This is a genomic window from Sediminibacterium sp. (assembly GCF_030695065.1).
Taxonomy (GTDB): Bacteria; Bacteroidota; Bacteroidia; order Chitinophagales; family Chitinophagaceae; genus Sediminibacterium.
On the sequence record NZ_JAUYTR010000011.1, the window covers coordinates 106,746 to 133,629 of the forward strand.

Annotated in this window: 26 protein-coding genes; 6 read left to right on the top strand and 20 right to left on the bottom strand. The window is 32.1% G+C overall.

The window, feature by feature from the left end:
• Window positions 1-23: 23 nt before the first annotated feature.
• The 5 genes from Q8S25_RS04340 to Q8S25_RS04360 all read right to left on the bottom strand — a co-directional run bounded on the left by Q8S25_RS04340 (window position 24) and on the right by Q8S25_RS04360 (window position 6,158).
• Window positions 24-737 carry a GAF domain-containing protein gene (locus Q8S25_RS04340; RefSeq protein ID WP_305535205.1) on the bottom strand — a complete coding sequence of 238 codons (714 nt, stop codon included), beginning with the start codon at window positions 735-737 and terminating at the stop codon, window positions 24-26.
• 178 nt (window positions 738-915) lie between these two features.
• Window positions 916-1,995 (bottom strand): hypothetical protein, encoded by a 1,080-nt coding sequence (locus tag Q8S25_RS04345; protein ID WP_305535207.1) that lies wholly within the window; start codon window positions 1,993-1,995, stop codon window positions 916-918.
• Window positions 1,996-2,135: 140 nt separating this feature from the next.
• A complete protein-coding gene (locus Q8S25_RS04350) occupies window positions 2,136-3,626 on the bottom strand; it encodes a serine hydrolase (RefSeq protein ID WP_305535209.1) in 1,491 nt (496 codons plus the stop codon).
• Window positions 3,627-3,734: 108 nt separating this feature from the next.
• Window positions 3,735-4,316: a helix-turn-helix domain-containing protein gene (locus Q8S25_RS04355; protein ID WP_305535211.1), complete on the bottom strand. Its 582-nt coding sequence runs from the start codon at window positions 4,314-4,316 to the stop codon at window positions 3,735-3,737.
• Window positions 4,317-4,424: 108 nt separating this feature from the next.
• Window positions 4,425-6,158: a hypothetical protein gene (locus tag Q8S25_RS04360; RefSeq protein WP_305535213.1), complete on the bottom strand. Its 1,734-nt coding sequence runs from the start codon at window positions 6,156-6,158 to the stop codon at window positions 4,425-4,427.
• A gap of 250 nt (window positions 6,159-6,408) precedes the next feature.
• Here Q8S25_RS04360 and Q8S25_RS04365 point away from each other — a divergent pair, with 250 nt between their 5' ends.
• Window positions 6,409-7,155: a LytTR family DNA-binding domain-containing protein gene (locus Q8S25_RS04365; RefSeq protein WP_305535215.1), complete on the top strand. Its 747-nt coding sequence runs from the start codon at window positions 6,409-6,411 to the stop codon at window positions 7,153-7,155.
• Here the strand turns inward: Q8S25_RS04365 and Q8S25_RS04370 are convergent.
• Window positions 7,150-8,502 carry a sensor histidine kinase gene (locus Q8S25_RS04370; RefSeq protein WP_305535217.1) on the bottom strand — a complete coding sequence of 451 codons (1,353 nt, stop codon included), beginning with the start codon at window positions 8,500-8,502 and terminating at the stop codon, window positions 7,150-7,152. The two genes, Q8S25_RS04365 and Q8S25_RS04370, sit on opposite strands and share 6 nt — an antisense overlap.
• 286 nt (window positions 8,503-8,788) lie before the next feature.
• Here Q8S25_RS04370 and Q8S25_RS04375 point away from each other — a divergent pair, with 286 nt between their 5' ends.
• Both Q8S25_RS04375 and Q8S25_RS04380 read left to right on the top strand, forming a co-directional pair.
• Complete coding sequence (locus tag Q8S25_RS04375) at window positions 8,789-9,214, top strand: hypothetical protein (protein WP_305535218.1); 426 nt, start codon at window positions 8,789-8,791, stop codon at window positions 9,212-9,214.
• 395 nt (window positions 9,215-9,609) lie between these two features.
• Window positions 9,610-10,182, top strand: coding sequence for an AraC family transcriptional regulator (locus Q8S25_RS04380; RefSeq protein WP_305535220.1), 573 nt, complete (start codon window positions 9,610-9,612; stop codon window positions 10,180-10,182).
• A 23-nt stretch (window positions 10,183-10,205) separates the two neighbouring features.
• On the opposite strand, the gene Q8S25_RS04385 is transcribed toward Q8S25_RS04380, so the two are convergent.
• A complete protein-coding gene (locus tag Q8S25_RS04385; protein WP_305535222.1) occupies window positions 10,206-10,565 on the bottom strand; it encodes a helix-turn-helix domain-containing protein in 360 nt (119 codons plus the stop codon).
• A 358-nt stretch (window positions 10,566-10,923) separates the two neighbouring features.
• Here Q8S25_RS04385 and Q8S25_RS04390 point away from each other — a divergent pair, with 358 nt between their 5' ends.
• The 3 genes from Q8S25_RS04390 (at window position 10,924) to Q8S25_RS04400 (ending at window position 16,600) form a co-directional block, all read left to right on the top strand.
• Window positions 10,924-14,145, top strand: a complete 3,222-nt coding sequence (locus Q8S25_RS04390; protein ID WP_305535224.1) for a SusC/RagA family TonB-linked outer membrane protein — start codon at window positions 10,924-10,926, stop codon at window positions 14,143-14,145.
• A gap of 98 nt (window positions 14,146-14,243) precedes the next feature.
• Window positions 14,244-15,548 carry a RagB/SusD family nutrient uptake outer membrane protein gene (locus tag Q8S25_RS04395; RefSeq protein ID WP_305535226.1) on the top strand — a complete coding sequence of 435 codons (1,305 nt, stop codon included), beginning with the start codon at window positions 14,244-14,246 and terminating at the stop codon, window positions 15,546-15,548.
• Window positions 15,545-16,600 carry a TlpA disulfide reductase family protein gene (locus Q8S25_RS04400; protein ID WP_305535228.1) on the top strand — a complete coding sequence of 352 codons (1,056 nt, stop codon included), beginning with the start codon at window positions 15,545-15,547 and terminating at the stop codon, window positions 16,598-16,600. Before Q8S25_RS04395 ends, Q8S25_RS04400 begins: the two co-directional genes overlap by 4 nt.
• Window positions 16,601-16,634: 34 nt before the next feature.
• Here the strand turns inward: Q8S25_RS04400 and Q8S25_RS04405 are convergent, their stop codons facing one another.
• The 13 genes from Q8S25_RS04405 to Q8S25_RS04465 all read right to left on the bottom strand — a co-directional run bounded on the left by Q8S25_RS04405 (window position 16,635) and on the right by Q8S25_RS04465 (window position 26,839).
• On the bottom strand, window positions 16,635-16,898 hold the full coding sequence (locus Q8S25_RS04405) for a hypothetical protein (protein WP_305535230.1): 264 nt from the start codon (window positions 16,896-16,898) through the stop codon (window positions 16,635-16,637).
• An 80-nt stretch (window positions 16,899-16,978) separates the two neighbouring features.
• Window positions 16,979-17,389, bottom strand: coding sequence for a MauE/DoxX family redox-associated membrane protein (locus tag Q8S25_RS04410; protein ID WP_305535232.1), 411 nt, complete (start codon window positions 17,387-17,389; stop codon window positions 16,979-16,981).
• Window positions 17,390-17,751: 362 nt separating this feature from the next.
• On the bottom strand, window positions 17,752-18,324 hold the full coding sequence (locus Q8S25_RS04415) for a hypothetical protein (RefSeq protein WP_305535234.1): 573 nt from the start codon (window positions 18,322-18,324) through the stop codon (window positions 17,752-17,754).
• A gap of 175 nt (window positions 18,325-18,499) precedes the next feature.
• Window positions 18,500-19,072, bottom strand: a complete 573-nt coding sequence (locus Q8S25_RS04420) for a Crp/Fnr family transcriptional regulator (RefSeq protein ID WP_305535236.1) — start codon at window positions 19,070-19,072, stop codon at window positions 18,500-18,502.
• 39 nt (window positions 19,073-19,111) lie between these two features.
• Entirely contained in the window at window positions 19,112-20,002 is an 891-nt protein-coding gene (locus Q8S25_RS04425) for a S9 family peptidase (protein ID WP_305535238.1), read from the bottom strand.
• A 231-nt stretch (window positions 20,003-20,233) separates the two neighbouring features.
• Window positions 20,234-20,599: a VOC family protein gene (locus Q8S25_RS04430; RefSeq protein ID WP_305535240.1), complete on the bottom strand. Its 366-nt coding sequence runs from the start codon at window positions 20,597-20,599 to the stop codon at window positions 20,234-20,236.
• A gap of 273 nt (window positions 20,600-20,872) precedes the next feature.
• Window positions 20,873-22,396, bottom strand: a complete 1,524-nt coding sequence (locus Q8S25_RS04435; RefSeq protein ID WP_305535242.1) for a glycosyltransferase family 39 protein — start codon at window positions 22,394-22,396, stop codon at window positions 20,873-20,875.
• 129 nt (window positions 22,397-22,525) lie between these two features.
• The gene (locus Q8S25_RS04440; protein WP_305535244.1) at window positions 22,526-23,071 is read right to left on the bottom strand and encodes a GrpB family protein; all 546 of its coding nucleotides are present in this window, start codon (window positions 23,069-23,071) and stop codon (window positions 22,526-22,528) included.
• A 211-nt stretch (window positions 23,072-23,282) separates the two neighbouring features.
• The gene (locus Q8S25_RS04445; RefSeq protein WP_305535246.1) at window positions 23,283-23,567 is read right to left on the bottom strand and encodes a hypothetical protein; all 285 of its coding nucleotides are present in this window, start codon (window positions 23,565-23,567) and stop codon (window positions 23,283-23,285) included.
• Between the two features lie 118 nt (window positions 23,568-23,685).
• The gene (nudK, locus tag Q8S25_RS04450; protein WP_305535248.1) at window positions 23,686-24,264 is read right to left on the bottom strand and encodes a GDP-mannose pyrophosphatase NudK; all 579 of its coding nucleotides are present in this window, start codon (window positions 24,262-24,264) and stop codon (window positions 23,686-23,688) included.
• A 60-nt stretch (window positions 24,265-24,324) separates the two neighbouring features.
• Window positions 24,325-25,545 (bottom strand): erythromycin esterase family protein, encoded by a 1,221-nt coding sequence (locus Q8S25_RS04455; RefSeq protein WP_305535250.1) that lies wholly within the window; start codon window positions 25,543-25,545, stop codon window positions 24,325-24,327.
• Between the two features lie 140 nt (window positions 25,546-25,685).
• Window positions 25,686-26,150, bottom strand: coding sequence for a hypothetical protein (locus Q8S25_RS04460; RefSeq protein WP_305535252.1), 465 nt, complete (start codon window positions 26,148-26,150; stop codon window positions 25,686-25,688).
• A 116-nt stretch (window positions 26,151-26,266) separates the two neighbouring features.
• Window positions 26,267-26,839 carry a DUF1572 family protein gene (locus Q8S25_RS04465; RefSeq protein ID WP_305535254.1) on the bottom strand — a complete coding sequence of 191 codons (573 nt, stop codon included), beginning with the start codon at window positions 26,837-26,839 and terminating at the stop codon, window positions 26,267-26,269.
• Window positions 26,840-26,884 lie beyond the last annotated feature (45 nt).

Below are 26,884 nucleotides of genomic sequence, written 5' to 3' on the forward strand. Positions count from 1 at the left end.
GGAGACATGTATTTTAAAGTATACTAGGGCTTATTAAACTTGAGCTTGCTTGTCATATTGGTTATGTCTTTTATAATCTCGTCAAACGAATCTGCAACAGTTTTTAATTTACGAAATATTTCAGGATTATCTGGATGCTGAAGATCTTCGAAGTTGAAAATATTGAATAAGCCTTGAATTTGAACTACAGGAACTCTAACTTGGTGTGATTGCAAAAAAGCTATGTCATAAAGCGATTTATTTTGTTCAGTCAATTCATTGCATGCATAAACATTTTCAATAGAAACAGAAGTTATATCTGCTAGTGATTGCAAAATAAACATCTCTTCTGGAGATGGGGAATGTTTATTACCCCAATAATTACCAATAGCACCAATTGGGTCAATCGTTCTAATTGGAACCATTGCTAAACTTTTGACAAAAGTAGGCCTGTACGCCTCAATAGGTATTCTGTAGTCTTCATATATATCTTCTATAATAGCCCATTTTTTATTAATCATTGTCCATCCACTTATGCAAGCAGTCATTTGAAATCTTTGGCCTTTCCATAATGGCTCAATAGCATCTTCATCTACATAATAACACATGTTATTATCTTTAAGAACAAAAGTTGCTCCATCAGCCCCAGTTAAACTTCTGGCAGCTTTTCTTACTACATCCGTAATTGTTTCAATATCTCTAGCCAATGACAATTTCTGAACGGTAGTAACAAGCAATTTCAGTTTTTCAATATTCATAGTAATATTTCAGGTTTGGATAATAAATCACTAAATGCCAGTTAATTCTATCTCCAATCAAGTTTACTAGTCTACTAAATTAAATTTTAAATATTAAAAATGCAAGCTAAAAAAGCTAAAATTCTAGACAGCTTCATAAAACACATTACATAACAGAAAAAACATTTTAGCAATTGTTTTAGTATCGCAACTTAAGTACTATATTACCTAGGTTTTTAATCTCATCTTGTGATGTGAATACCACCCTGCCATTTTTTGAAATCACTTCCCATGCAATCGTACTAGTAATATCGTCAATTGCATCTGGTATTGAAGCGTCTTCTATTAAATCAAAAGTGCGGTCATCTCGCATTATGACAGATTGTGAAAAATCGTGGTGAACAATTAGCAAGTCGCTTCTTCCATCAATAGAAGCCTGATAAATTTCTTGTAAATCTGTTAAAACTTTTCCGCTAGATACCGCTTCTTGCATTTCGTCAATAGCTTCTGTTCTGCGTTTCTTTTGTAGCTCTTTTACTAATTCCCAAGACTGCTTAGCAATATGGTGTGGTAAAATATTATTATAATCAATACTTGCACAACCTAAATAAACGCCTGGCAGGTCGGCTACTTGCTGTAAACGACTGTAGTTGTCTTCAGTAGCAATAAGAACACATTTTAAATTTGTTTCATTATGCACTTTAACTAGTGCTTTGTCTACCTTATTTAAAAACTCACGAACTAAATCATCAAGATGCTTAGAATCACTTCCTTTATCGGAATGGGTATTATAATGACCGTTTTCAGCAAACGGAAAGTCTTCATTCTTAACTTCTCTTATAATCTCATTATTAACCGCTTCAAATAGTTGAACACCACTTTGGGAAAGTAGCATTATTAAATAATTTTCACTCCTATTATAATTTTTAATCAGTGGGCGAATAGCGAAATTATTTGAAATATGAACACCTACATTACTGGTTTCCCAAGTGGATTTTACCATTTCCTTAGTATCGTTCGAAAGAAAAATATGTAAACTTTCCAAATTATAGTTTACATCAATTTCATCAACTATTTGACTAATTTTTTCTAATAAACTTATCACTGGTCTTTTGCCAAATTCATTAATTACTCGCTCTTCAGCTTCTTTTAGTAGGTTTTTAAGTACAACTACATCTTGTGCATTGTCAGGATGCGTTCGATGCGTGTTCAGTGAAATAGTTACGCAAGGGGTATTTTTTTCTGTTGCCAGTTTTTGCAATTGTTCTTTTATAGTCATGATTTCAAGTTTTTTTATTGGTTATTGTAAAATGCAATAAGCTCAAACTATCCGAAAAATGGATATTGCAAAGTGAATTACAAGAAGATACTTGAAGTTAAACAATAAAAAAAGGATGAATTGTTAAATTTATAACAATCTTATCGTGTTTCAATTTCAATAATTTTTCCTCCGTATTCTCCAAGGTAATGAAGCAATAACTTTTCGTAAACTTTGTATCCATCATCTACATTGGTAAAAATAATTAATCCCTGTTTTGATTTTGGAAAAATAAATACGATTGTTTGACAACCTTTATCTGCACCTCCGTGGGAAATAGCGTATTCGCCATTTCCGAAATCATATAATTCAAAACCAAGCCCAAAATACTTATCTTTTTTTGTTGCAACTTGGGGCGCTATCATATCAGAAAATACTTTTTCTGACAAGCCTTCCCGATCCATCACACTCACTAGGAATTTTCCATAATCTTCAACAGTTGTTAATAAATTATCAGCTCCATTTGCAGTTGTATTTTTTTCTATTTCATATGCAATACCATTATTATTGTACCCAATAGCGAATCTTGAACTATCTGTGTTTTTGTCCCAAAAGTACTTTGTGTCGGTCATCTGCAATGGAACAAAAATTAGCTCAGTTGCTAATTGGTTGATTGACTTATGAAATTTTGCTTCTAAAGAAGCTCTCAAATATTCAAATCCTTCACCTGAATATTGGTATTTGGTTCCAGGTGAAAATTCAAAGTGCAATTTTCCGTCTTTGTTATTTCCACGCCAATTTGGAAATCCGGTTTGGTGGCTTAAAATATGCCTAGTGGTTAGAATTTTAGCATTTTTATCATTTGCAATATCTGGGTCCATCCAATACTTATAAATAGGTTCATCTAAATTCCACTTGCCCATACTTACCAACTTTAAAGTCACTATTGCGGTTATGGGTTTTGTTAAAGAAGCCACATTAAAAATTGTATTGTAGGGTGCGGTCATATCCTTTTTAATATTACCAAACACTTTTACTTGTTGCAATTTCCCATCTTTAATAACGCCAATTCCTAATGTAGGAACTTTGTTTTCATGTAACCAGTTTTCAATTTTAGTATCATTGTCAAAAATTGAAGAAAAGAAGTTGGCTGAATTGTTATCTTGGTGATCATAACTTAAACTTTTGGTTAATTTCCAATCCCCATTTTCCAAGAGCCATATATGGGTAAATTTAGCTGAACTTGCATATGTTTCTTTTTTTCCTGCAATTTTTTCATAGAATTTATGATTACCAGATTGAATTGCTCCGTACAATACTTTGCCTTTGTAGAGAGGATAAATTTCTATACTTTCTTTAACCAATTCACGTCTTGATTGGTAATTGTTTGGTGATTTACACAAGCCATTTCTTAAATTGTATATAAAGTCTTTTTTATATGAAATACTGTCCTTATCATGGTAAAACTCAAATTTATTACTGATCAAGTATTCAAACTGAGAAATATCGCAGGTGTTGAAACCAACATTAAATAACAAACTGTCTTTAGCTATAATCGTTTTATAAAGTGCTGAATTGCTGTCAACTTGTGTTATCCCAACTGTACTAACAATAAGGACAATAATAAAGGTTAAAGTGATTCTCTTTTGCATAATTGAATTTTGTTTCGCAATAAATTTTGATTTGCGCAAAGGTTGAAAATTCAATCACAAAACCCTAAAAATCTGCACGACAAAAGTTAGACAATTACCCGACAATTATCATATAATATTGAAATTCAGCCTATAATACAACCTTTTATTTTTATCTATTTCAAGTGTATTCCTAAGAATGATATACACATTAGCTATTGCAATGAAGGCTAAAAAGTAGATAGTAAATTGATTACCCAATTTTAAAAATACTCCTAAAATGAACAGGATGGGGGCAATAATTGTCCATATTATTTGAACTGAAATTAATTGTTTTATTAAGCTGTTTCTCTGTTTCAACGCTAGCATTAGAACTAATGGAACAACAATATTCAATGGGGGCAGAATGATAAATGGAATAGAAGACAGGTTTATAAGCTTCAAATAAGAATAATTAATAATATCTATTTCAACAGGTATAAGATCCTTTTGCTCAGTATCATTTAATTCAGGTTCAGCATAATCTATCTTATTTGTGCGAAGTTTATCCTCCCCTATTTCTAATGCTTTTGCTAAAGCTCTAAGCGTAAAGCCCTTGGGTTCCTTACCAGTTTCAATTCGCTGTATTGTTCTTGCCGAAATGCCTGATTTTTCTGATAACTCTTCTTGAGTTAGATTCTTTTGTTCCCTAAATGCTTTTAATCTAGACATTCTTAATTAATCTTATACTGAAGGCGCGCAATATTGAGTAGGCACTAAATGTATAATTTTTTCCGTAAAGCAAATGGGGGGTAAGGATACTTATTCCTAACCTAAGCGTTACTCTACTATTTCATTTACATCATGTGAAGTACCTTTTGCATTGCATTCGGTACAGGGGCGAGACCTTTGTTCAGTTGGGTATGTTTGTATATAAGTTTTGGTTTCAGTAATGGTTTTTCTCCAAGTTGTATAATCTAATACTTCAGTTTCATATCTCGTATTAACAATAACTTTTTCTGTTGGAGGTCTTTGATAAGTGAAGCTTTCCATTCCACTTCCTTTGCATTTGTTGCAGGTTTGAATAAATGCAGAAGAATTATGTTTCGACAGCTGAACTTTTGAACCAGAGAGCATGGTAATAGTTGTGTTGTTTTTTAATTTAAAATAAATTGAACCAGACACACTCATTACAAGACTAGCCATTCCATTTACAACCACTACATCCCCAATTGTTAAATCTTTGGAATCAATAAATCCATTTGTGACAATTCTCTGTTTTCTAGTTTCAGCTATGGTTTTTCCTAAACTAACCCATACGTCTTTGGGGTAACCATTTACTTTTTCACCAAATTCTTCACGCTTAATAAACCAACGCTTGAGTTTTTCATCAAAAGAAAAAATACTTTTTGAGTAGTATCCATTCACTATATCCTTAAATATTTCGCTATATATTTTGATAGATTTATCATCCGAACCACGAAAACTGATAAGTACTTTTTCATTAACCCCTTCTGGTTTAATTAGTGCACCGTTTCGAATGATTCCATTAACAAAAAAACCACCCATGATCACATTCAGATCTTCGTATTGATCATCTTCTAATCTTATAATACCCCAACCTTCGGGTTTTTCATTATCAACAAAACCCTCATAAAACCATTTTGAGCCAGAGTCATATAACTGTAAAATACCAAATCCAAAAGGTCTACCCTTTTCATCCACTTCACCAGTATACTTTGCGCCATTAGCTAAAATCACTTCTTTTACATTCAAAGATTGCTCTACAGTAGGAATTCTAAATAATTCTACATTTCCAACATATAGAACTCGGAAGGGATCAACATTTTTAAGATAACCAGATTTAGCATCAACACCATAATCCTTTACAATCCAGCCATTTAAAAAATCTAAGTTCATTCTTCTTGCTATTGAAGTACCTTGAATATTACCAGTGTATTCCGTTTCTTGACAATCAGTACAAAAATTGTTGTTTATAGTACCATATAATTGTCTACCAACTAGTATTTTGTATTTGTTCGTTTTAAGATCCTTATCAACTTTAAAAAATCCATTTCGAGACGATCGAATACTATAAGACGATCCTTTTGTTTTTCCTGCTACAAAATCAGCTTCTGTTATAAATACTTCTTTCATCATTTGAAACCCTTTTCCATTGAGTAATCCATTGGAGTATGTTCCTTTTTCATACCAAATACACGAACTAGCAATTGAATCAATTAAGTTTTGCTTTACCATATTAATTAACCAAGCGTGAGAACCTTGGGCATTAAAAGAACCTGGAACACTCAATTTATAACCCATACCATTTAATTCCTTCTTTTCAAATTGACCCACTTTATAATAATAATAGTAAGTTCCAGGATCGTTAATAACAATATTTTTTACATGAAAAGGAGCAGGCGAATTCACAAATTTATTGCCTTTAATGGCAAGAATACCGAAACCATTTTTGCAGTTACCATAAATACATTCTTCTTCATGGAACTGTGAGAAGACTATGTTTGATTTAACAATTAAGAGTAATGCTAAATAAAATAGTAGTTTTTTCATAATTACTTAATATATAGTTAGATGATATATTGTAGTAGCTAATTGGGGAATAGACTAAATATATAATTTTTTTGATTTAATTCAATTGGAAGTAGGAATTGATTTAAAACCAACTCAGCATTAACCACTTCATTATCAATCATATAAGTTTACCGAAATCATATACCGTTAAAAAACGGTCTGCTATTAAGTAAAATCATGCTTAGTTTTAAAAAACTTATTTGGAAATTGTTAGAAGAAAAACCGAAAATTGAAAGCCTTAATAGTAGAAGACGAATACCAAAGCCAGATTCAATTGGATTCTGCTATCAAAAAATACTGTCCCGAAATTTCAATAACTGGAATAGCTGACAATATAGACCAGGCTGTTAGCTTATTTCTAGAACATAGACCAGAAATTATTTTTCTTGATGTAAATCTAGGAACTGAGTCTGGTTTTGATTTACTTGAAAAGATTCAGGGTATTCCTTATTCGGTAATTTTTATAACGGCGTATGAAGAGTATGCACTTAAAGCCATCAAATTCTCTGCACTAGATTATTTACTTAAACCAATTGTTCATACTGAATTAATAGCTTCAGTTCAAAAGGCTAAAAAGTTCAAAATAAGTGATTATAATAAAGTGCAATTAAAAAATCTATTGAATAACCTAAATTTAAAGAATGAAATAGAACCTACAATTGCTGTTCCACAAAGTCAAGAAATAATACTTTTAAAAATTAGCCAAATTATATACTTAGAAGCCGCTAATAATTATACCCTAATCTACTCAACTACTAATGAAAAGTTGATTATTTCAAAAGGCATTTACTACTTCCAAGAACTACTGGGTGAAACAGGTTTCATAAGAGTTCATCAATCCTATCTTGTTAATCAGAATTATATTAGAAGTATTAGAAAAGATTCAACATTAGAATTAATGAATAAAAAAATCGTACCAATTTCAAAACTTAAGATAGCACAGGTTAGGGAAATACTGCTTTCTACTAAATTATAAAAACCAATATTTAAATCGCAAGGTTGAAATTGAATGAGTATCATGCATGTCAAGTTTGTAAATAATGGTGTTCTGTGGGTTAAGTTGATTAAAATGGTTAATTCGATTTTCAGTATATTTTAGCCCATACCCACCAGCAGTGCCCACTTCATTTTTATTCAAATTTCGATTATTAGTTATCAAAATCTCTAAATCAAGCCCAGCTTTAGCAATATCAATTTTTAAAGACCCTTTTTTCTTCAGGGATGATAAACCATGCTTAATAGCATTTTCAATAATTGGTTGAAGCAACATTGGCGGTAATTCAAGTTCGGCTGTACTAATAACCTCATCAACTTCAATTATATAACTAAATCCAAATCTTAGTTGCTCTACTTTACAATATTTGTCAATAAAAAGCAATTCCTCTTCTAAGCTTATAAAAATCCGATTAGCGTTTTTTAAGGTCTCTCTTAAAATACTTGAGAAGTTTGTTAAATACTCGTTGGCTAAATCGTTTTGACCAGTTGAAACAAGCCCTTCGATTGAACTTAGTGCATTAAAAACAAAATGGGGATTAAGCTGTGATTGTATCATTTTCAATTGCTCTTCTATTCTATTTCTTTGAATAGTAAGCTGCCGTATTTTTCTTCGATAGTACCATTTTGTTGTAAAAAAGATAAAACAAATAATGCTAAAAATATATAACAGAATAAACCATAATTCTTGGTAAAATCTCTTTTTGGTATTAATTTCTATCCTATTAGTTTCAGACTGTCCACTATATTTTATTTCAAGTATATAGGTACTATTAGGTTTTAACTTTGATAAGGTTAATAGATGCCCTGCTTTAATCCAATTTTGATTCAACTTGTTATCTAACTTAAGTAATCGGTATTTAATTGAAGAATCTAACAGTAAATCTGGCTTAACGAATCTCAATTCCATATTATTGTCAGCAATTAATTGGAGGTTCTTGCCTTCCTGCTGAATAAACCCATAAGTAAGGAAATTTGACTTTACGAATTGCCTTGCTTTATGAATTTGATCTATACTATCGTTATTTTTAAAATTACGATACCCTGAAAGTTTTGGCGCTAAATTCTCACACTTGAAAACCATTCGCTGGTAAATCTTATTCCTTGTGCTTAACCAAAAGACTGTAATAATATGGCCAGGCTCCATTAAAGTGTCTAAAATCTTATTGTCTTTTTCATTTAATTCAATGCTAATTTGATTTTGTTTATTTAATCCTTGATTAAACTCAGCTATAATCCATTTCCTTTCCTTTGTACTTAAAGGTGCTTTTAATTGAATTAAATGATCAAACTCAACTATTTTATTTCTACTAAAAGAATTTAAAATCAACCTGCCGCTTCCTATTCTAAACGTATCTACATTGTTAAAACCAAATACAATACCCTTTGTTTGAATTACAAATGGACTGTAGTCAATAACGCCAATAAAGTGGTTAATTGAGTCTGTATTCGCAATTACTTTTTTTGAAAGTATAAATAGCAAAAGAAAGGGTACAATTTTATTCATAATAGTCTTACTACAGAATTAAAGCAGAATTCACAGTAATACTCCTCGAATTCACAATAAAGAATTTAAAGAAGAACTACTTCTAGGATTTTACAAGAAATAGTAAACCATGAACCAGAAAATAGTCTATCTGATAGTGATCAGTATGTTACTTGCATGTAACAAAAATGAATCTTCAAAACAAACTGATTCATTTTCTAATGCCGAGTTCTTTTTGAATAAATTAGACGCAAAACAGCAACTCACTAAAATTCTGAATAAAAGGAATCCAACAGAAAAAATAAGAGACATTCAAACTATATCCTATATAAAGTCTGATTCATCTACCCTTGCAATTATATTCTATACTACGAATACTGGCAACCACAATATACTGCTTGAAAAAAAACCTTCAACACAGCTTATAGATCAATATAGTATTACATTTTGCGAGGGGTATGAATGTACCTGTAAAGTGACTGTTTTAATAGATAATCAAGGAAAAGTTACCACCAATTGTAGTTGTGTTTATTGTGCATTAGTTACCACTCAATAATTCAAATGCTACTTATTACGAGTTCCAAATTTTCTGAAAACCTAATAGAAAACACTAAGTTTTCTAGAAAAAGGCCCGATTTTATTATAACAGGGTTTAAGAATGAAACAAAAAATTACAACACGCATACCCAACTTTGCCAGTATTACAACAGTCCAATTTTCGATATATATTATTATCAGCTCATTGTAAATAAGCAGGTAGACCTTTTCCTGAAATCCGTTTCATGTAAGTGGCTTCTTTTTTATTTAAGAAGCGGTAAAATAGATCAGGTACTAATAAGAGAAAAATTAATTGAACTGCCTGAAAAGTCGGCCCTATTTAGCAATAACCAAATAGGTAAAACCATAAATATTACGCTCAATAAAGATAAATATGCTTTTGTATGTTGCAATTTGAAAGAAGCAGCTGACACTATTTTGCTTAGCTACTTTTTACCGCTTTTTGAAAAAAGTACTATTTATCCAATAATAGTTAATTCAATAGACTTCAAAACCCAGGTTGAGTGGGATAAATTATTTGCGCCTTGCGAATTTTCAGATTTATTGTCTAGTCATTTGATGTCGCAACTTCAGGTTATTCTTTCGCGGTTTTGCTTTGACTATACCTCTCGAATTAATGAGCATACTATCCAAAGCCAATCGGAAAGAAAAATATTTGTGGTTAAAAATATTATAGACTGTTATCCTTTTAAGCAACATACTTTAATGAGCTTATCAATTCAAGCTAATTTAAATAGGCAATTTATAAAACTGAAATTTCAAGCAATATTCCAAAAAACAACTCACCAATATATTATTGAAAAACGAATGGAGTATAGCAGGTTACTAATGGAAACTCATTTAGATTATAGTGTGAAGCAAGTTTCAATTATTTGTGGCTTTAAAAAACCGCAACATTTTATTAGACAGTTTAAGAAGTTTCACCAGCTTACACCTGGACAGTTTAAAAAAAATCTAATAAAATAACAGTTTACCAGAAATTGGTCAATTTAAAGTGGTTTTTCGGGCAAGAAGTCTCTTGGAGAGCATTTAAAGATTTTTGCAATTTCGTTCAACTGTACCATGCTATATTTTGATACAAATTGAGGGCTTTCAATATGACCAATAAAGCCACGGCTTATACCTAGATTTACAGCGAGTTCTTCTTGGCTCATCCCTTGCTTAATTCGCAAATCTTTAACCTTGCTGATGATATACCAATCAATGGTATTTTTCTTTAAGGTTTTTGCCATAAATAAAAAACGAAAAATATTTTTTAATTTGCCTATATATTGTAGGCGTTTTCTTATATTTGGGAAAACAGTATTATTAAAAGGTAATTTTGCGATACTTCTAAAACATTGAAGCATTCGCTTTGAGTCTCGATTCTGAAACCTAGGAAATTTCAAGTGCACGAGACGATAAGTAGAATGCCCACGTTAAGGCGTGGGCTCTCTTATTCGTGCACAGGTTCTCCTAGGTACCTTGAATCGATAAGTTGAGTTCACGCTATTTTTTTGCCAAACTCAATTTATCCGACTCCGATTTACCCATAAATACGGAGTATGAAAAAAGGATTTAACCAATGTACGAACTGTCTTTCCCCCAAGTGGGCATTGCATCTATTGCTTACGCAGTTCGCTAAAAAACCTAAGAATCCGATATAACAGGAAGAATAAAACAAATGGTTCTTACCCCCATTATTTTTTTATTCTTAAACCCATTACTATGCGTAATCTTATACGTGTTTTAACTATTTTCTGTTTATGCAAACCAGTAGAAAATATAAAAGCACAGAATCAATATTTCAATGGCCAAATAATTAATGCACAAACAAAAGCACCTATTGGCTTTGTTTCTATTCAAATTAAATTGAGTAAAAATGGAACAACAAGCGACTCAACAGGAAGATTTAGCTTGAAGCAGATTAAAGCAACTGACACTTTATTATTTAGAGCAGAAGGATACCTTAATTTGTCTGTTCCGTATAATCCAAGAATTACTGTTTTTGAACTACTCCCAGCATACGGAGAATCGAATGTAACCGTTCAAACTGGCTTTCAATCTATTCCAAGAGAAAGAGCCACTGGTTCTTTTGCTGTACTAAATAATGAACTAATGAATAGAAGAGTATCTAGTAATATTCTAGACCGACTAGAAGGAGTAACGCCAGGTGTTCTCTTTGGTAAAAACTCCGGAGAAGATAAAATTAATATCCGAGGTAGAAGTACCCTTGAAGCATTGAACAACCAAGCTGCCCCACTAATTGTATTAGACAACTTTCCATATGAAGGAGATTTAAACAGCATTAATCCAAATGATGTAGAAACCATTACAGTTCTAAAAGACGCCGCAGCAGCTTCTATTTGGGGTTCTAGATCGGCAAACGGTGTAATAGTTATCACTACTAAAAAAGGAAAGTTTAATCAGCCGCTTCAAATAGAGTTCAATCAAAACTTTACTATTACGGATGCCCCCAATTTAAAGTACTCTAGAAACTATGTTTCATCTAAGGATTACATTGAAACAGAACAGTTCTTATTTAATAAAGGATACTATAATACCACTTTAAACAACAATACCACAAGAACAGCTGTAACTCCCGTAGTGGAACTGCTGAACCTACGTAGACTTAACCGTATCAACCAAGATGAATTAGACCAACAATTAGCAACCCTTAGTAGAAACGACTTAAGAGACGAATTCAGTAAACATATTTATCGAAAAGAGCAAAGACAACAATATTCATTACAGTTGAGAGGCGGTTCCGAAAAACATAGTTATATTTTTTCATTAGGCTATGATAAGAATATTGAACGCTTAATTGCGAATCAAAACAACCGATTCACTTTACAAACCCAACAAGTAATAAAAATTGCCCCTAAACTAGAGTTGAACACTTCAATTTATTTCCTTAATTCAATTAATGAACAACCTAATACCAGCATCTATCGGTCAACTACTTTAAACTACTTTGGATCGAACTTTCTTTACCCATATGCCAAATTAGCTGATGAATTTGGGAATCCATTGAATGTAGTGAAGGATTATAGGTCCTCCTACCTAGATAGTGTTGAAGCGATGGGATTTCAGCCCTGGAGATTTAATATTCTAAATGAAATAGCAAACACAGAACAAAAAACAGATATCAGAAACCTGATAGCCAGAATTGGACTAAAGTATAAAATAAATAACCAATTTAATCTCGATCTACAATATCAACAGGAATACCAAACCACACAAACTAGGCTTTTAAGAAATAGTCAAACCTATGCCGCAAGAAATTTAATCAATCGTTTTTCAGTTAGAAACAGCAACGGTTCATTTACTTATCCAGTCCCAATTGGCGGAATTCTTGACCAATCTCAGACTACTATGAATAGTCAGAATTTACGTGGACAAATCAACTACCAAGAAACCATCAACACAGATCATTCAATTAATGCTATAGCAGGTTTTGAAATTAGACAGAGAAAAACCGATGGCTTTTCAAGAACAGTACTGGGATATGATGAACTCTATGGAATTGGCAGAAGCAACTTGAACTACCAGAATTCTTTACCCATTCATCCTATTGGCAATTTTCTAATTCCTTCAAGCTCGAACTTAGAAACAGGACTGATCAATCGTTTTGTTTCATTTTATACCAATGCAGGTTATCAATACAAGAAGAAATATACATTTACCATTAGCGCTCGTACAGATGGTGCCAATTTATTCGGAGTAAGAACCAATGAAAAAATTGTACCGCTTTGGTCAACGGGTATTGGCTGGGATATTAGTAAAGAATCTTTCTATGAGGTTAACTGGATGCCATTTTTGAAACTAAGAGCAACTTATGGTTTTAATGGCAATGCAGTAAATGCAAATTCATTATTAACAGCAACCTATTTTACAAGCGGAACAACTGGACTTCCAACCGCCATTATATCTTCTCCCCCCAATCCATTTCTAAGATGGGAAAAAGTAAAAACCATCAATTTAGCCATTGACTTTTCAACTCATAACAATAGAATCAGCGGAACCATTGAATGGTATAATAAGCAAGGTCAAGATTTACTTCAAAACCAAGAATTGGCAACTTATACTGGATTTAGAACGCTACGTGCAAACGGTGCTGAAACAATTACCAAAGGAATTGAAGCACAAATAAATCTGAAAGTATTAACAAGAAAACTAAAGTGGAATATCAACTTTCTTGTAAATACCCTTCATGACAGAGTTGTAAAATTTGACAATAAGTTTTTACCAACACAATTGGTTATGGCAGGTGGTGGCAACTTAGTTGCACAACTTGGAAAGCCGTTATTTAGTGTTTGGAGCTATCGATTTGCAGGCATTGATCCATCTAATGGTGACCCAATGGGGATACTCAATGGCGAACCAAGTAAAAACTATACAGCTATCCTAGCAAATACCAATCCTGACAGCCTTCATTTTCATGGATCTGGCAGACCCACATTCTACGGAGCAATTCGGCAAGACTTTTCTTATAAAAACTTCAGCCTTTCTCTTAATATGACCTATAAAACGGGATACTTCTTCAGAACCAATTCCATCGGCCTCAATTACACGGATTTAATTACTAATAGACATCATGTTGATTTTCCCAATAGATGGCAGAAACCAGGTGATGAGAAAATATCCAACATACCTTCTGTAGTTTATCCTGTAAATGTACCAAGAGCAAACTTCTACAATGCCTCTTCGGAACTGGTAGAAAGAGGCGACCATATAAGATTACAAGATATTAGGGTTGCTTATAGACTTGATACCAGAAACAATAGAATAGCTCAACTTGAATTCTATGGATATATCAATAATGTTGGAATTCTATGGAAAGCCAATAAAAAAGGATTAGATCCAGATGCCAATGACAATTCTTTTGGATCCGACAATATACCACCTATGCGCTCCTATACAATTGGATTAAAACTTCATTTAAAATAAACTATATGAAACGAGCATATAAAAAAATATCAATTATAATTACCCAAACGATACTGGTTTGCACATTATTTATCAGTTGCAAAAAACAACAAGAATGGTTGGAAATTAAAGCCAACTTAAACAGTGTAACTCCAGAAAGGATTAATGAGTTCCAAGCCTTATTAGACTATGATGTAAACTTTATGGGAAAAGGCTTACTAACTGTTATAAGTGCCGCCCCCTACTATCTTACCAATGATCAATTCAATGCAATAACTGTGGGTATAGAAAGAAATACTTACACCTGGAACAAACAAATTTATGAAGGAAGATTTGCATCAGATTGGGAAGTTAATTACAAAACAATAGCAATAGCAAATATAACTTTAGAAGGAATATTGAAAACTGCGATTACACCATCCAATAAAAGTGCATACAACCAAGTTAAAGGCACTTCACATTATTTTAGGGCTGCTGGCTATTTGAATCTCATTCAAGCCTTTTCCAAACATTATGATGCCAATACCTATAATACAGATCTTGGTGTCATCTTACAACTAACCCCTGAATTTAACAAGCAGCCGAAAAGAGCAACAGTTAAACAATGCTATGACCAAATCATTGAGGACTTAACCATTGCAGCAACAATCCTACCAAATACAACGGATAACCAAATAAGACCATCGAGTACTGCCGCAAAAGCGCTTTTGGCAAACGTTTACTTACTAATGGAACGTTGGGACTTGGCAGAAAAATTTGCTTCTGAAGCCTTGAACAACTATGCTGTATTAATGGATTTTAATATTATACCCATAACTGCCAATATACCATTTGCTACTTTACAAAATAAGAATCCAGAAGTTATCTATTATGCAGAAATGAGTGGCAGTTCAAATTTTGTATCAAACGGCTCATTTATCGATTCTACCTTATATCAATCTTATCACAATAATGATCTTAGAAAATCGGCTTTATTCAGACTTTTTAATAACCGTCCAATTTTTAAAGGCTTTTATACCGGAAAGACAGCCACTCCATTTGGAGGCATTGCAACTAACGAAATTTACTTAATAAAAGCAGAATCACTAGCCAGATTAGGCGACCACTCAAGTGCAATGAATGTATTGAATAGCCTGCTGCAAAAAAGATGGAGAAATGGAACTTTTACACCTCTAACAGCAAGTAATGCAAACGAAGCTTTATCAAAAATCATAGAAGAACGGAGAAAAGAACTTCCTTTCACAGGCAACATTGCTTGGTGTGATTTAAGAAGACTAAACAAAGATGTTCGTTTTGCTAGGACACTCAAACGAGTCGTTCTGAATACTGTCTATGAATTGGCACCTAACAGCTCTAAATATATCTTACCCATCCCCGATGAAGAAATTAGATTAACAGGAATCCCTCAAAATATAAGAGAATGAAACTAATAACAATATTACTATTTAGTGCAGTTTGCTTAAATAATGTAGATGCACAAGAAAAGAAATTCAATATAACTGGCCAAGTAACTGATACAACATACTGGAATGGAAAAATCATTTTACAATACAAAGATCAAACTCAAAAGAATAGAAGAGATACCTCTGTTATGCAAAAAGGAAATTTTCAATTTGTAGGAACTGTACCCATTGTATCGAGAGCTATTCTTTACATCCAAACCAATACAGAAAAAGAATCAAGTATTTCTAATAGAGCATTTAGCTGTTATTTTATATTAGAGAATGAAAATATATCTCTAAAAATTAATGCTTCTAGAAAATTGATTGTTAGTGATTCAAAAATAAACGATGTGCATTTAGAATTTTTAACTGGTAATCGTGCAAAGGTTAAAGAATATAATGGCTTAGAACTCACACAACAGCTGAAAGCATTTACAGACTCTTTCATTCGGATAAACCCTCAATCAGCATATAGTCTTCTTTTATTTGGCGAAAAAGTAGGACAAGCCAAACAAGTAGAAAGTCTAAGAGAAGAATTTGATGTATTCTCAGCTGAATTCAAAAACAGCCCAATTGGCATTGAAATACAAAATAAATTAGAAAAAATAAGCAATGTTACTATAGGAAAACAAGCACCCCAATTTTCCTTACCCAACCTTACTGGCAAAACTATTCAACTATCCGATTACAAAGGGAAATACTTATTTCTTCACTTCTGGGCTAGTTGGTGTAGTCCGTGCAGAGAAGAGAATAGCTATTTGGTAAATGCTTATCAAAGTAAAAACAATGAAAATCTAATCTTTCTGGGTATCTCAGTAGACAATGTTAAAAAAGATTTAGAAAACGCAATACTAAAAGATAAAATCACTTGGCAGCAATTAGCTACTTTTATAGGATTTGATCAACCGATTATGCATGATTTTGGAATAAGGGGTGTTCCCAGAAACTTCTTATTGGATCCAGATGGAAAAATCATTGCAATGGATCTTAGAGGGCCAAATCTTTTAGAAAAACTAAAAGGGTTAGTACAATAAGTAAAGTGCCGGTAAAACCGGCACTTTTTAATTACTACTGGGCTGATGGAACAAAAACACTTTCAGATAGTCCCGTAGCTTGATAATTGCCTTCTTCTTGTGGGTCATTTGGATCTACTGCACCTGTCCATATATACTCACAATTATATTGGTTTGGATCGCAATTACCTGGCGTTGTTTTTTCTATAAACACACCAGAGGCGTTTCTATAATACACAGTAGTTGGCTGCTTTGTAGTAAAAGCACTGAATACTGCAGTCATAATAACTGCAGCAAATAAAAATTGAATCTTTTTCATTTTTGTAAAATTTAAGTTTTTGCTTACTTGTATTATGGAGGCATCAGCATTCCCCCAGCTTCCGTGGCCAGGAAATATTGTTACCATTTTTTATAATAGAAGTAAGTGAAAAAAGAAAGTACAGTTAATGCACTGTTTACATATAAATGTTGAATCCAATTTAAATTAGAAAATAGCCCACCACAAGGACAAGTTGTGGAATATAATCCACTTATATTAATATAAGCTACATAACCAGTAAAGGCAAACAACAGAAAGGTGGTTCCTAATAAACCAATGCTTCTTAAATCTTTATTATAAATACAGTATGCTAAAACTACTTCAGCAACTGGAATCAAATATGTTAAGGTAGTACTAACCCATTTTGAAATAGGTTGTGACTGCATCGAATTTACATAATGAGAAAAATTAAACAGCTTTGAAGAGGCGGTATAAATTAAAACAAAAATGAAAAGACTGCACAGAAAGAATAAAACCCACTGATTTTTCATTGATATAATTTTGAACTGTTAAGTTCTACATCAATATTTCAAAAAACAATAGGATTAATAACCAAAAAGGAAATAACGATAACCAAAAGAGAAATACCAGGGCTACTCTATCACAATTAAAAGAGAATCAATCTTAAGCTTTAAGGACAGAGATTTAGAGAAATCGCTTATTAATTATAAAACCATAAAAGCAATGCCACCTGACTCCCATGCATAGGTTTATAGGGTCAGTAATAAATTACAAACGAAACAATTGGGAAGGAATAAATTGGGGTAACTAAATTTATGAATAAAGTTTAATATAGAAAAAATATTCTTTTAATAACTATTGAAACCTTTTTGACAACATGGCGAACTTTTTTTCACCTCTGTTTTAGTAATCGCCTAATTGTAGCCAAGTGTGAAAGTAGAACCAAGGGAACTAAACAAGATGGCAACCAGTTAAAAGGAAAATATAATACTGCAATATTAGGTTGGTCAAAAGCAAACTGTTGAAATGGAATTGGGGCAGAAAGCATAGCATTAACAACAATGTTAAATAGTAGAATTAAACAAATAAAATTCCAGATTAAGATATATTTTCTGCTCATTTTTTTCTTTATATAGCCAAAGTAATATATAATTGGCGCTGTTAAGCCAGACAGGATATCATAGTTCCGACCTTCAAAAGTCATGAGTTCTGGAACAGACTTATTAACGAACAACCAATAAAGCGTTATTTCAACTGAAATTCTGACTGTATGCAAAATAGTCAAGTATTTTGCATCTAAACTGTCGAGGTATTGTCTACCTTTTGTAGTAATAAACAGTCCTGTTATGAAAATAAAGGGAGGTAAAATTAAAAGTAAGAATCTTGGCGGAATCGTGTCTGTTACGGTATAAAAGCCAGAAACCCCAATGATGGCTTGTACTGCTAGCCATGTTAATAAAATCAATATTGTTGTTTTGGAATAATTAGCGGATCTGTAGAATAGTCCAACCGCTAAAAATGTTGTTAGACCGAAAATTATGCTAATCTGTGCTGGTAAATTTTCCATAATTGTATTTATATGCAAAGATGGAAAACTAATAATTTAGTACACTTGACAAAAGGCAAGAAATTAACTTCAACTATAATTTGGCTCTAATACGACTTAAGGTACTATCTGTAATGCCTAAATAGGAAGCAATATGTTTTAAAGGCGCATATTTTAAAATTAGTGGTTTATTAACAAGTAAATTTTCATATCGCTCTTCTGCAGTTTGATTTATCATTGAATAGTTTCTTTTTTTTGTAGCAATAAATTCCCGCACTAGTATAGATCTTCCAAATTCACGAAAAGAAGGCTTATTATGAAACAACTGATTAAGTTGAGTGAAGTTTATTTTATAACCCATACAATCTGTTACTGCAAGCATAGTTGTTTCAGAAGGGTTACGATTAAAAAAAGAAGTTATTTCAAATGCAACATTGTTTTCAATAAAGAAATCGGTAGTAACTTCATTGCCTTCCAAATCATTCAGGTAAGAGCGTATCAACCCTTTCTCTAAAAAAAGGTAATCATCGCTTACTTTTCCTTTTTTTAGAATAATATCCCCTTTCTTAAATTCAAAATGTTGAAAATGGGTTGAAATAAATTCAGCATCTTCAAGTGGAATCTGAATGATGCTTAAAATGAAATTTATAAGTGTACGATTCTTCATTTGAAAGTTATTTGAGTCAGTTATAATCACAGCCATGTCTTACTCTTTCATTAAGAATTTGTTACTCTTTAACGTTTTCTCTTTTATCCATCGAATAGAAATGTCAAAAGGAGCTGTATCACTATCATCAGATGCAGTATTGTGACCTAGTGTTCGAAACAGCCTGTACTCGTAAGGCTTACCTTGAACTTTAAGTGCATTTAATTCCGCTATACACAACTTAACAGGAATTTGTATATCCTTCTCACCAAAAAGCCAAAGTCCAGGAATTGAAAGAGCATTCAAAGATTGTTTAGGGTCAGTTGCTACGAAATGATACTTGTCTGGGTCATTTTTAGTGTGTTCAAACGCATCAGCGTCAGTATGATTTTCCCAAAATGAATTGTTCCCATTAGTATAAAACTGAAATCGAAGTTGTTCTAAAGTTGTTATTGTGGGGCAACTAAATAAAACCATAAATTCACAAGTTGAATTTATGGTTGCTGTAATTGGAATGATCCATCCCGCTTGACTAAACCCAACTAATCCAATTGGTGTTTTTTTGTCGCTCAAATAAGTCCGAAATGTTTTTATAGCCTCATTTGCGTCATTAGCTAAAAGATTAATATTCGTTGTGTCAATATTATTAGTGCCAACCGTTGGTCCAACATATACACCACCAGATGCTCCAACCCCACGTTTGTCGTACGTAAATACCGAAATACCTTCTTTAGCAAGACGTTTTGCGAACTCCATTTCTCTTTTAACTGGGTCAGACCCGTGTACAATTATAACTGCTGCAAATGGATTTTTAGGTTGTATAATTGAACCAGCAAGTGTTACGCCCTTACTTTCAAACTTTACATCTTGAATGGTAAAGTTAGTCGATTGAGCTAATGTAATTACTGGTAAGGTTATCAATAATAACCAAAGTGATAAGTTAATATTCATTTTAATTTGTTAAGGAAATTATGAGCTCATTAATCATTGCTTTGATTATTGGGATTCTTGGGTTTAACGATTTGTTTTAATTCATTCCAATCAAAAGGAATTGTCATAAAGAAAGACATCCAAGTTGCATGGAAAACAAAATAGAGTCCACTTCTTCAAAGGGGGCAAGTTGCTATGCCATTCAGTATATTTATTAATCATCGAGCTACAAATTTTATTTCAGCTACTTAGTTAGTCTTTTAGTTGAAAGTGAGGATTGTAAATCAAGCCTATAACATTTCCAAATGGGTCTTTAACAGTCGCTGTCATTAAATCTCCACCAACGCTATATGGTTTTTCATTTTCAGTTGCTCCTAATTCAATTAGTCGGTCAAAAGTTGATTGAATGTTCTCAACTCCCCAATAAGAAACTACACTTTCAACTTTATCAAAAGTTGGGTTATCTTCTGGTTGAAGTCCAAGTTCGTAACCTTTAATGTTGAAACCAACATAATAAGGTTCGTTGTAATAAGGATTCGTTTCAAATGCGTTTGCATACCATTCAGTCGCTTTTTGAATGTCTGAAACTTTGTAAATTGTTGTTCTAAGTCCTAACATACTATTTTTTTTAATTGGATATTTTTTTGATTTGAGGAGAAATATTGCTGGGTAAGTTTTTAAATGGCTACTAAAGCTTAAATATACACAACTCCTAAAACAACTTTGGGGAATTACATAAGGTTGTTGTAATTAAGAGGGGTTTGGGAGGATTGGGAGAGAAATAGCAAATTCAATCAGATTATAACTATTCACAACTCTGATTTTTCCTTAAACTAATAAATTTTTTTTGAGCCATAATTGTATAACTGCTAACGTTTTGGCAAAACCTAGTTAGTGGTGGCTTTTCTTCTCTGCAATCTCATCTTTAATTCTTTTGTTAATTTCAATTTTTGAACCAATAAAGGCAAAAATTAAAGTTCCAAATTCTCTTGAATATTTGTTTGTAATAGAATCTGCAATTGATGAAGTTTCAAAAAAAGGTGAGGTTTCATTAAGTTCAACATATGATTCATTTGACTCCTTAATTCTTATTAAGTTCTCATAGTTTTTAGTGAGATCAAACCAATCTATATAATCAGCATTGAATGAAACTGCCTTTATATTTAGTTGTGTATAATAATTAATTGCTCCTGCTTGTCCGTAATTGTCGCAGAGAATAAGTGTCTTTTCTTTATTCGGCATTATAGAATAAATGCTATCAACTTTTAAAGCCAACTCTTTCCAACCTAACATATCAGCAAAATCTTGGGGCAATAAATGATCTTTACCATCTTCCCAACGAAGTAAACCAAAGTCTTTATAGGGCTTCGAATGTTGAATAATGTACTCGGGTGATTTGTTTGGAAACGCAACTTTGTAAATTGGTATAAATAATAATATAGGGATTGCAATCATTACTGGTTGCAAATATTTTTTCCAATTTTCTTTTAAAATATCTGCAAGATAAACAGAGCCAAAAGCAATATAAATAGGGTAAATTCCAATAGCATAATAGTCTTTTGCCTTAAAATAAATAAACGTTATTAAAGTCAAGAAGATAGAAAAAATGAAAAGTCTATATTTTTGGAATGGCTTATAAAATAGCAAAGCATAAAAGGATGAAAAGATTACTATTAGAGAGCCCATAAAAAAGAGCAATTGATTCTTCAAAAAGTTTAATCTATTTACATTTACTAATTGAGTTTCTGCCAATTCCTTTAAGTGGTGAAAGACCGGAAAATTGTTATTGTATTGCCAAATAAGATTTGGAAATACAATTGAAAGCCCAAGTAAAAGAGAAAAATAAAGTTCTTTTTTTACAAATATTATACGTTGTTCAGTTAATAAGATAGAAGGAAGTAATCCAATTAAAAGAAATACAATATTATACTTATTTAAAAAGGCAAAAGCAAAAACAATAGCACCAATGAAAAGCCATCTTATATTTTCTGTTTTAATATATTTGAGTACAATAAAATAAAAAGTCGTCCAACTCAACACGTCAAATGAGTTTGGCTGAAATAAGGTATTTAATCTTAACAGGGCCGAAAATAAAACACATGTTGATCCTAAGATTAGAGCAAATAAATTTCCATTCAATTCTTCTATTGCTTTCCAAACTATAAAAATTGTCATAGCTCCAAATAGTGCAGGAAAAAACTTAACCCAAAAAACGGATTTCCCAAGCAACAGAATTAAATAACCAATCCAAGAAGTAAATGGCGGAACAGACTGAAAACCCCAAGCCAAGTGTTGCCCTTGGTCAATGTGCAAATATTCATCTCGCTGTAAGTGGTAATCTGAACTTATCAAAAAGTATTGCAGCAAAAATTTAATTATAATAAATCCTACTAAAATTATTGTCTTCTTTATCATTTGATGAGGTATGTTGAAATTACCGCTGACTCTTAAATATACGCAACTCTTAAAACACATATATACACTGTGAAATCAAACCGGGATTGATCATAAGTCAGATTAATGCATAAATTTATTTTATAGTTTTTATTCACATTTCATTCTGTGTGTTCGTTTTTCTACTTCTATAATTGAGTCGATAAAATCATTAATATTAAGTTCTTTTAATTCAGCATATACTTTTTTATCTTGATTGGCTTGTTCAGCTAATTCGTATTTCATTTGCTGATATTTTATTCTTGCCCACTCATTTTTTCTTAAAAAGTTTCGAGTTAAAATATGTCTTTCTAATGCTAGGCTATCAATTGGGCAAACATAAAGGTGATGCTTTACTATGTCTAAAATTTTATTTGTCAATTTCCCATTCCTTTTGAACACGTCTCTGTCTTTAATACCTTGATTTCCATTATGATAATATCCTATTTTTTCCAGTCCTGATTTTATCTTTACAAAGTCCGTTTTCTTTGAATAGATAATGTCAATGTCTATAATTGGTTTTGAATGCAAATTTGGGACGGCAGTACTTCCAACATGTTCAATAATATAATCAAACCCATGAAGTCCATTTTCGATTTCACTTTTTATGTCCGTAAAATCTTTAATCCAATTTGATGTATATGTTTCTATTAGCATTCTGTTTTACAATATTATCAGTGAGGTTTGGATCGTCTTAAAATAACGTAAACTATTGGCGATATCAATTTTAGGGGCTGTCCTTCGTCACCGGGTTTTCAATGTACATTGTTGAGTTTCACATTTCTTAGTCTGTCTAAGCTACCGCTTTTTGAATTGAATTCGCCAATCCCTTATATGTTTTATCGTCTATATTTATTACAATTCCGACTTAGTTTGATTGCTCGTAAAACATATACGTAGCATTTTTATTTTTAAAGTTAACTGCTAAATTGGTTGTAGTACTGCCAAATTGAAAGTCTAGACTTTGATAAATTTCTTTTATAGGATATGACAATTCAACAGTACTATCTTTTTGTATAAGTGCATAATAAAGCATCCTGTTATTGATATTGTAGAAAATTATTTGTTTACCGTTTTTGGAAACTTTAAAAGAAAGAATTACTTCAATTCCTTCTTGGTCGGCATCTATTGTACGGACTGATTTTTTGTCCATTGACTTAATGTTTGCAAGTGCTTTGCCTTCATTAAGTGTCAAGGTTAATTAGTCTGATATTACTCTGATTTTGAGCCTGCCAAGTGCATTAAAGGTAAAAATAAGAATCATCATAGTTTTAAAGTATGTTGTTAAGTTTTATATATTGAAGTAACATTATTGTTTTACCGTCTTTTATTTCTCCACTTTCAATCATTCTCATTGCTTGCATAATATCAAGTTCCAAAACTTCAATATTTTCTTCTTCGTGTTCAACTCCACCACCATCGTTAATTTTCATTTCTTTGTTATACTCAGCAATAAAGAAATACAAAATTTCTGTCACAGATCCAGGCGACATATATGCTTCAAATATTTTTCGTACTTCAGTAATTTTATATCCTGTTTCTTCTTCAGTTTCGCGTCTTATACATTCTTCAGCATTGTCTTTGTCCAATAAACCTGCACAAGCTTCTATTAACATTCCTGTTTCATTTCCATTTATAAATGTTGGAAGTCGAAATTGTCTTGTAAGAATAACAGATTTTTGTTCTTTGTTGTAAAGCAATATTGTTGCACCATTACCCCTGTCATAAGCTTCCCTGCTTTGGGTCAATTTTGTTCCGTCCCTTTTTGAATATTCGTAAGTAATTTTTCTAAGTACATACCAATTATCGGAAAGAACTTTGGTGTCTAATATTTTTATGTTGTCTATCATTTATAGAATGTATGTTTAAATTGCCACTATGTATATGCTTGGCGATGTTAGCAAATCGTTTTATTTATCTTTTATTAGTTGAGGTATATTGCTATATTTTACGAATAGTATTCCATCAAATCGTTCTTTCGCAATAAACCTCGCAGTATTTCCTCCACTTTCCATTCCCAATAAAGATTCATTAATAAAATCATTTTGCTTATAATTCCTTAAGTTCAAAATAAATGCTTCTCTATTGAATCGATTTAAGTGATAAGCTAAGTAATTCTTATCATTATGTTCAAAGTCAAAACTTCTATTATAATCAAGATTCTTACCACTGTATACATCAACTCCCAATGAATAATATTTGTTAACGTAGGTTTCTTTTAAGCTGTGTCCCATCCAATTAACGCTGTTGTTTGGTTTGGGTTTATTCTCGATATGACTATTTTGTGCCCAAATTATGATTTTTGCTTCGGGATTATTTTCTTTGAACCATTTAATTGTTTCAAATAAAGATTTATCCCGAATATTGGCAGAAATAGGCCAGCCCATCATACTTCCAAATTCAATTTTTGAATAGGTCTCTTTAAAAATTTGATTAGATTTTTTAAGGGCTTCTATTTCATTTTGAGTTGTTCCTGATTTCAACAGCTTTTTTTCATTTTCTTTCATTATTTTAGTATACGTATCTAGAAATGAGACGAATTCATCTCTTTGCTTGTAAAAACGTATTGTGTCTTTGTCATTTTCATATTGATACAGTTTATTGAAATTTCTAAACTCTACTTTTACCGACTTTGCAAATACAGAATCAATTGGCATTACTATTTGAAACATTCGATTTATTAAAAAATTTTGTTGAGGCTGGCAATCAAAACCTTGAATCTTTAATTTTTTATCTTGAGATTTAACATACTCCATTAATTCTAAAATCTCCTTAGAATGATAGTAAAAGTTTGAAGTGAATGATAATGTTAAATCTTTAGTTGATAAAGAATCAAATTGTTCCCAAGCTAAAGCACCGTCACCAAAACCCGATTCGAAAAGAATTAAATTAAACCCTAATTCTTTATGCAAGAACTTGACCAAGTCTGATTTAACCCTGAAAACTTCTCCAAGCCCGTGAGTATTTTCACCTAGTGCAATTATCTCAACATCTTTTAATATTTCACGAAGTGCCGGTAAATTATTAAAATCTCTTAAATCTGATGTAAACTCTATTTTGTGGTTAATTAAAGTTTGTGCTTTACAAGTAGTAGAAAGAAATAGTAAAATTATTATCAAAATTTTGTTCATATAGATTCATTAAAATGTTTGCTAACGTTCCAGGTTTTGGGCAGTTTGGATAATCTGTGTTCCTACTGCTGGCTTGGCCACTACTGACGCGATTAGTTAAAGCCTAACTTGCGTAAGGCATTTTGTTGCCTGCTGCCTTCTTATTCTCCTGCTATCTTAGCTTTCTTAATTGTTCTGATAAAACTAATCATCAGTAAGACTTGTGCAAGAAAAAACATTACAAAGACTATAGGAATAAACTTTATCCTCAATTCAATTGAGTTAATCAAATCATTTTGATTCGAAGACGTAATTTCTAAAAAGATGTATGGTAATTTTAAATAAGTAACAGTTGACAAAGTCAAAAAGGCGTGAAAAGAAAATAAAATCCAGTTTATTTTGTCGGCCCTGTTAGAGAATAACCAATTCCCAATTATCATAAAACATATCAGTGTCAGTACAAATAACTTCCATGCAAATTGTGGTGGATTTAAAGTTGTATGCCAAGCCTGAATATCAGAAGTTACAAAGTCGATTATTAAAGGTAAAGTCAAAAATAAGAGACTTAGAAAAGCAAGAAAAGGAACATATGGTTTTTTCATAGCATAATAGGCTGCTTTAATCATTTATTAGATCAAAACTTATTACATTGTTTACTGGCAACGCTTTGCCGCATTTCGATGGCGGGGATTTTCAGCACTAAACTTCCACTTTTGCAAAACGGCTGTTAGTGGTTCGGTTTTTATTCTTTTTTGTCATTTAAAAATTCGTCTGTAAAGTGTCCTCTTTGTTTTGGTTTTGAAAATTTGTCATTGTTAAATAATTGAGAATTTCCTTTTGGAATTGAGAGCGAAGTCCATCCGTTTTCCGCAAGCATTTTTCCCAAAAATACAATTTGACCAATGTGATATGGATAATGTGCAAGTTGTCGGTTAATTGCTTCGGTTACAGTGTGTCCTTGATTGCGTATGTAAATAATTTTGTCAAGGTCGTTCGTTGTCAAAGAGTTGATTGATTTGAAAAGACAATTCCAACATTCGTTCCATTTGTCAAAAAGTTCTTCCCTGTTTTTAATGTCGTTTTCAAATTCAGCGTCCCTGTCACGAAATTCTTTTTCTCCGTCCGTAGTCAAAAAGTCTGTCCAACGTGAAAGCATATTTCCCCAAAGATGTTTTACAATTGTTGCAATACTGTTGCTGTCGTCATTGTATTTCCAAAATAACTTGTCGTCTTTCAATTGTGAAAATGTTTTGTCGCCAAGCATTTTGTAATACTCGAACTGTTTTTTTACGCTTTCTAAATAGTCGTTTGGCATAATTTCTTGTCTTATTGTGTGTCGTACTAAACGGACCGCTAATGT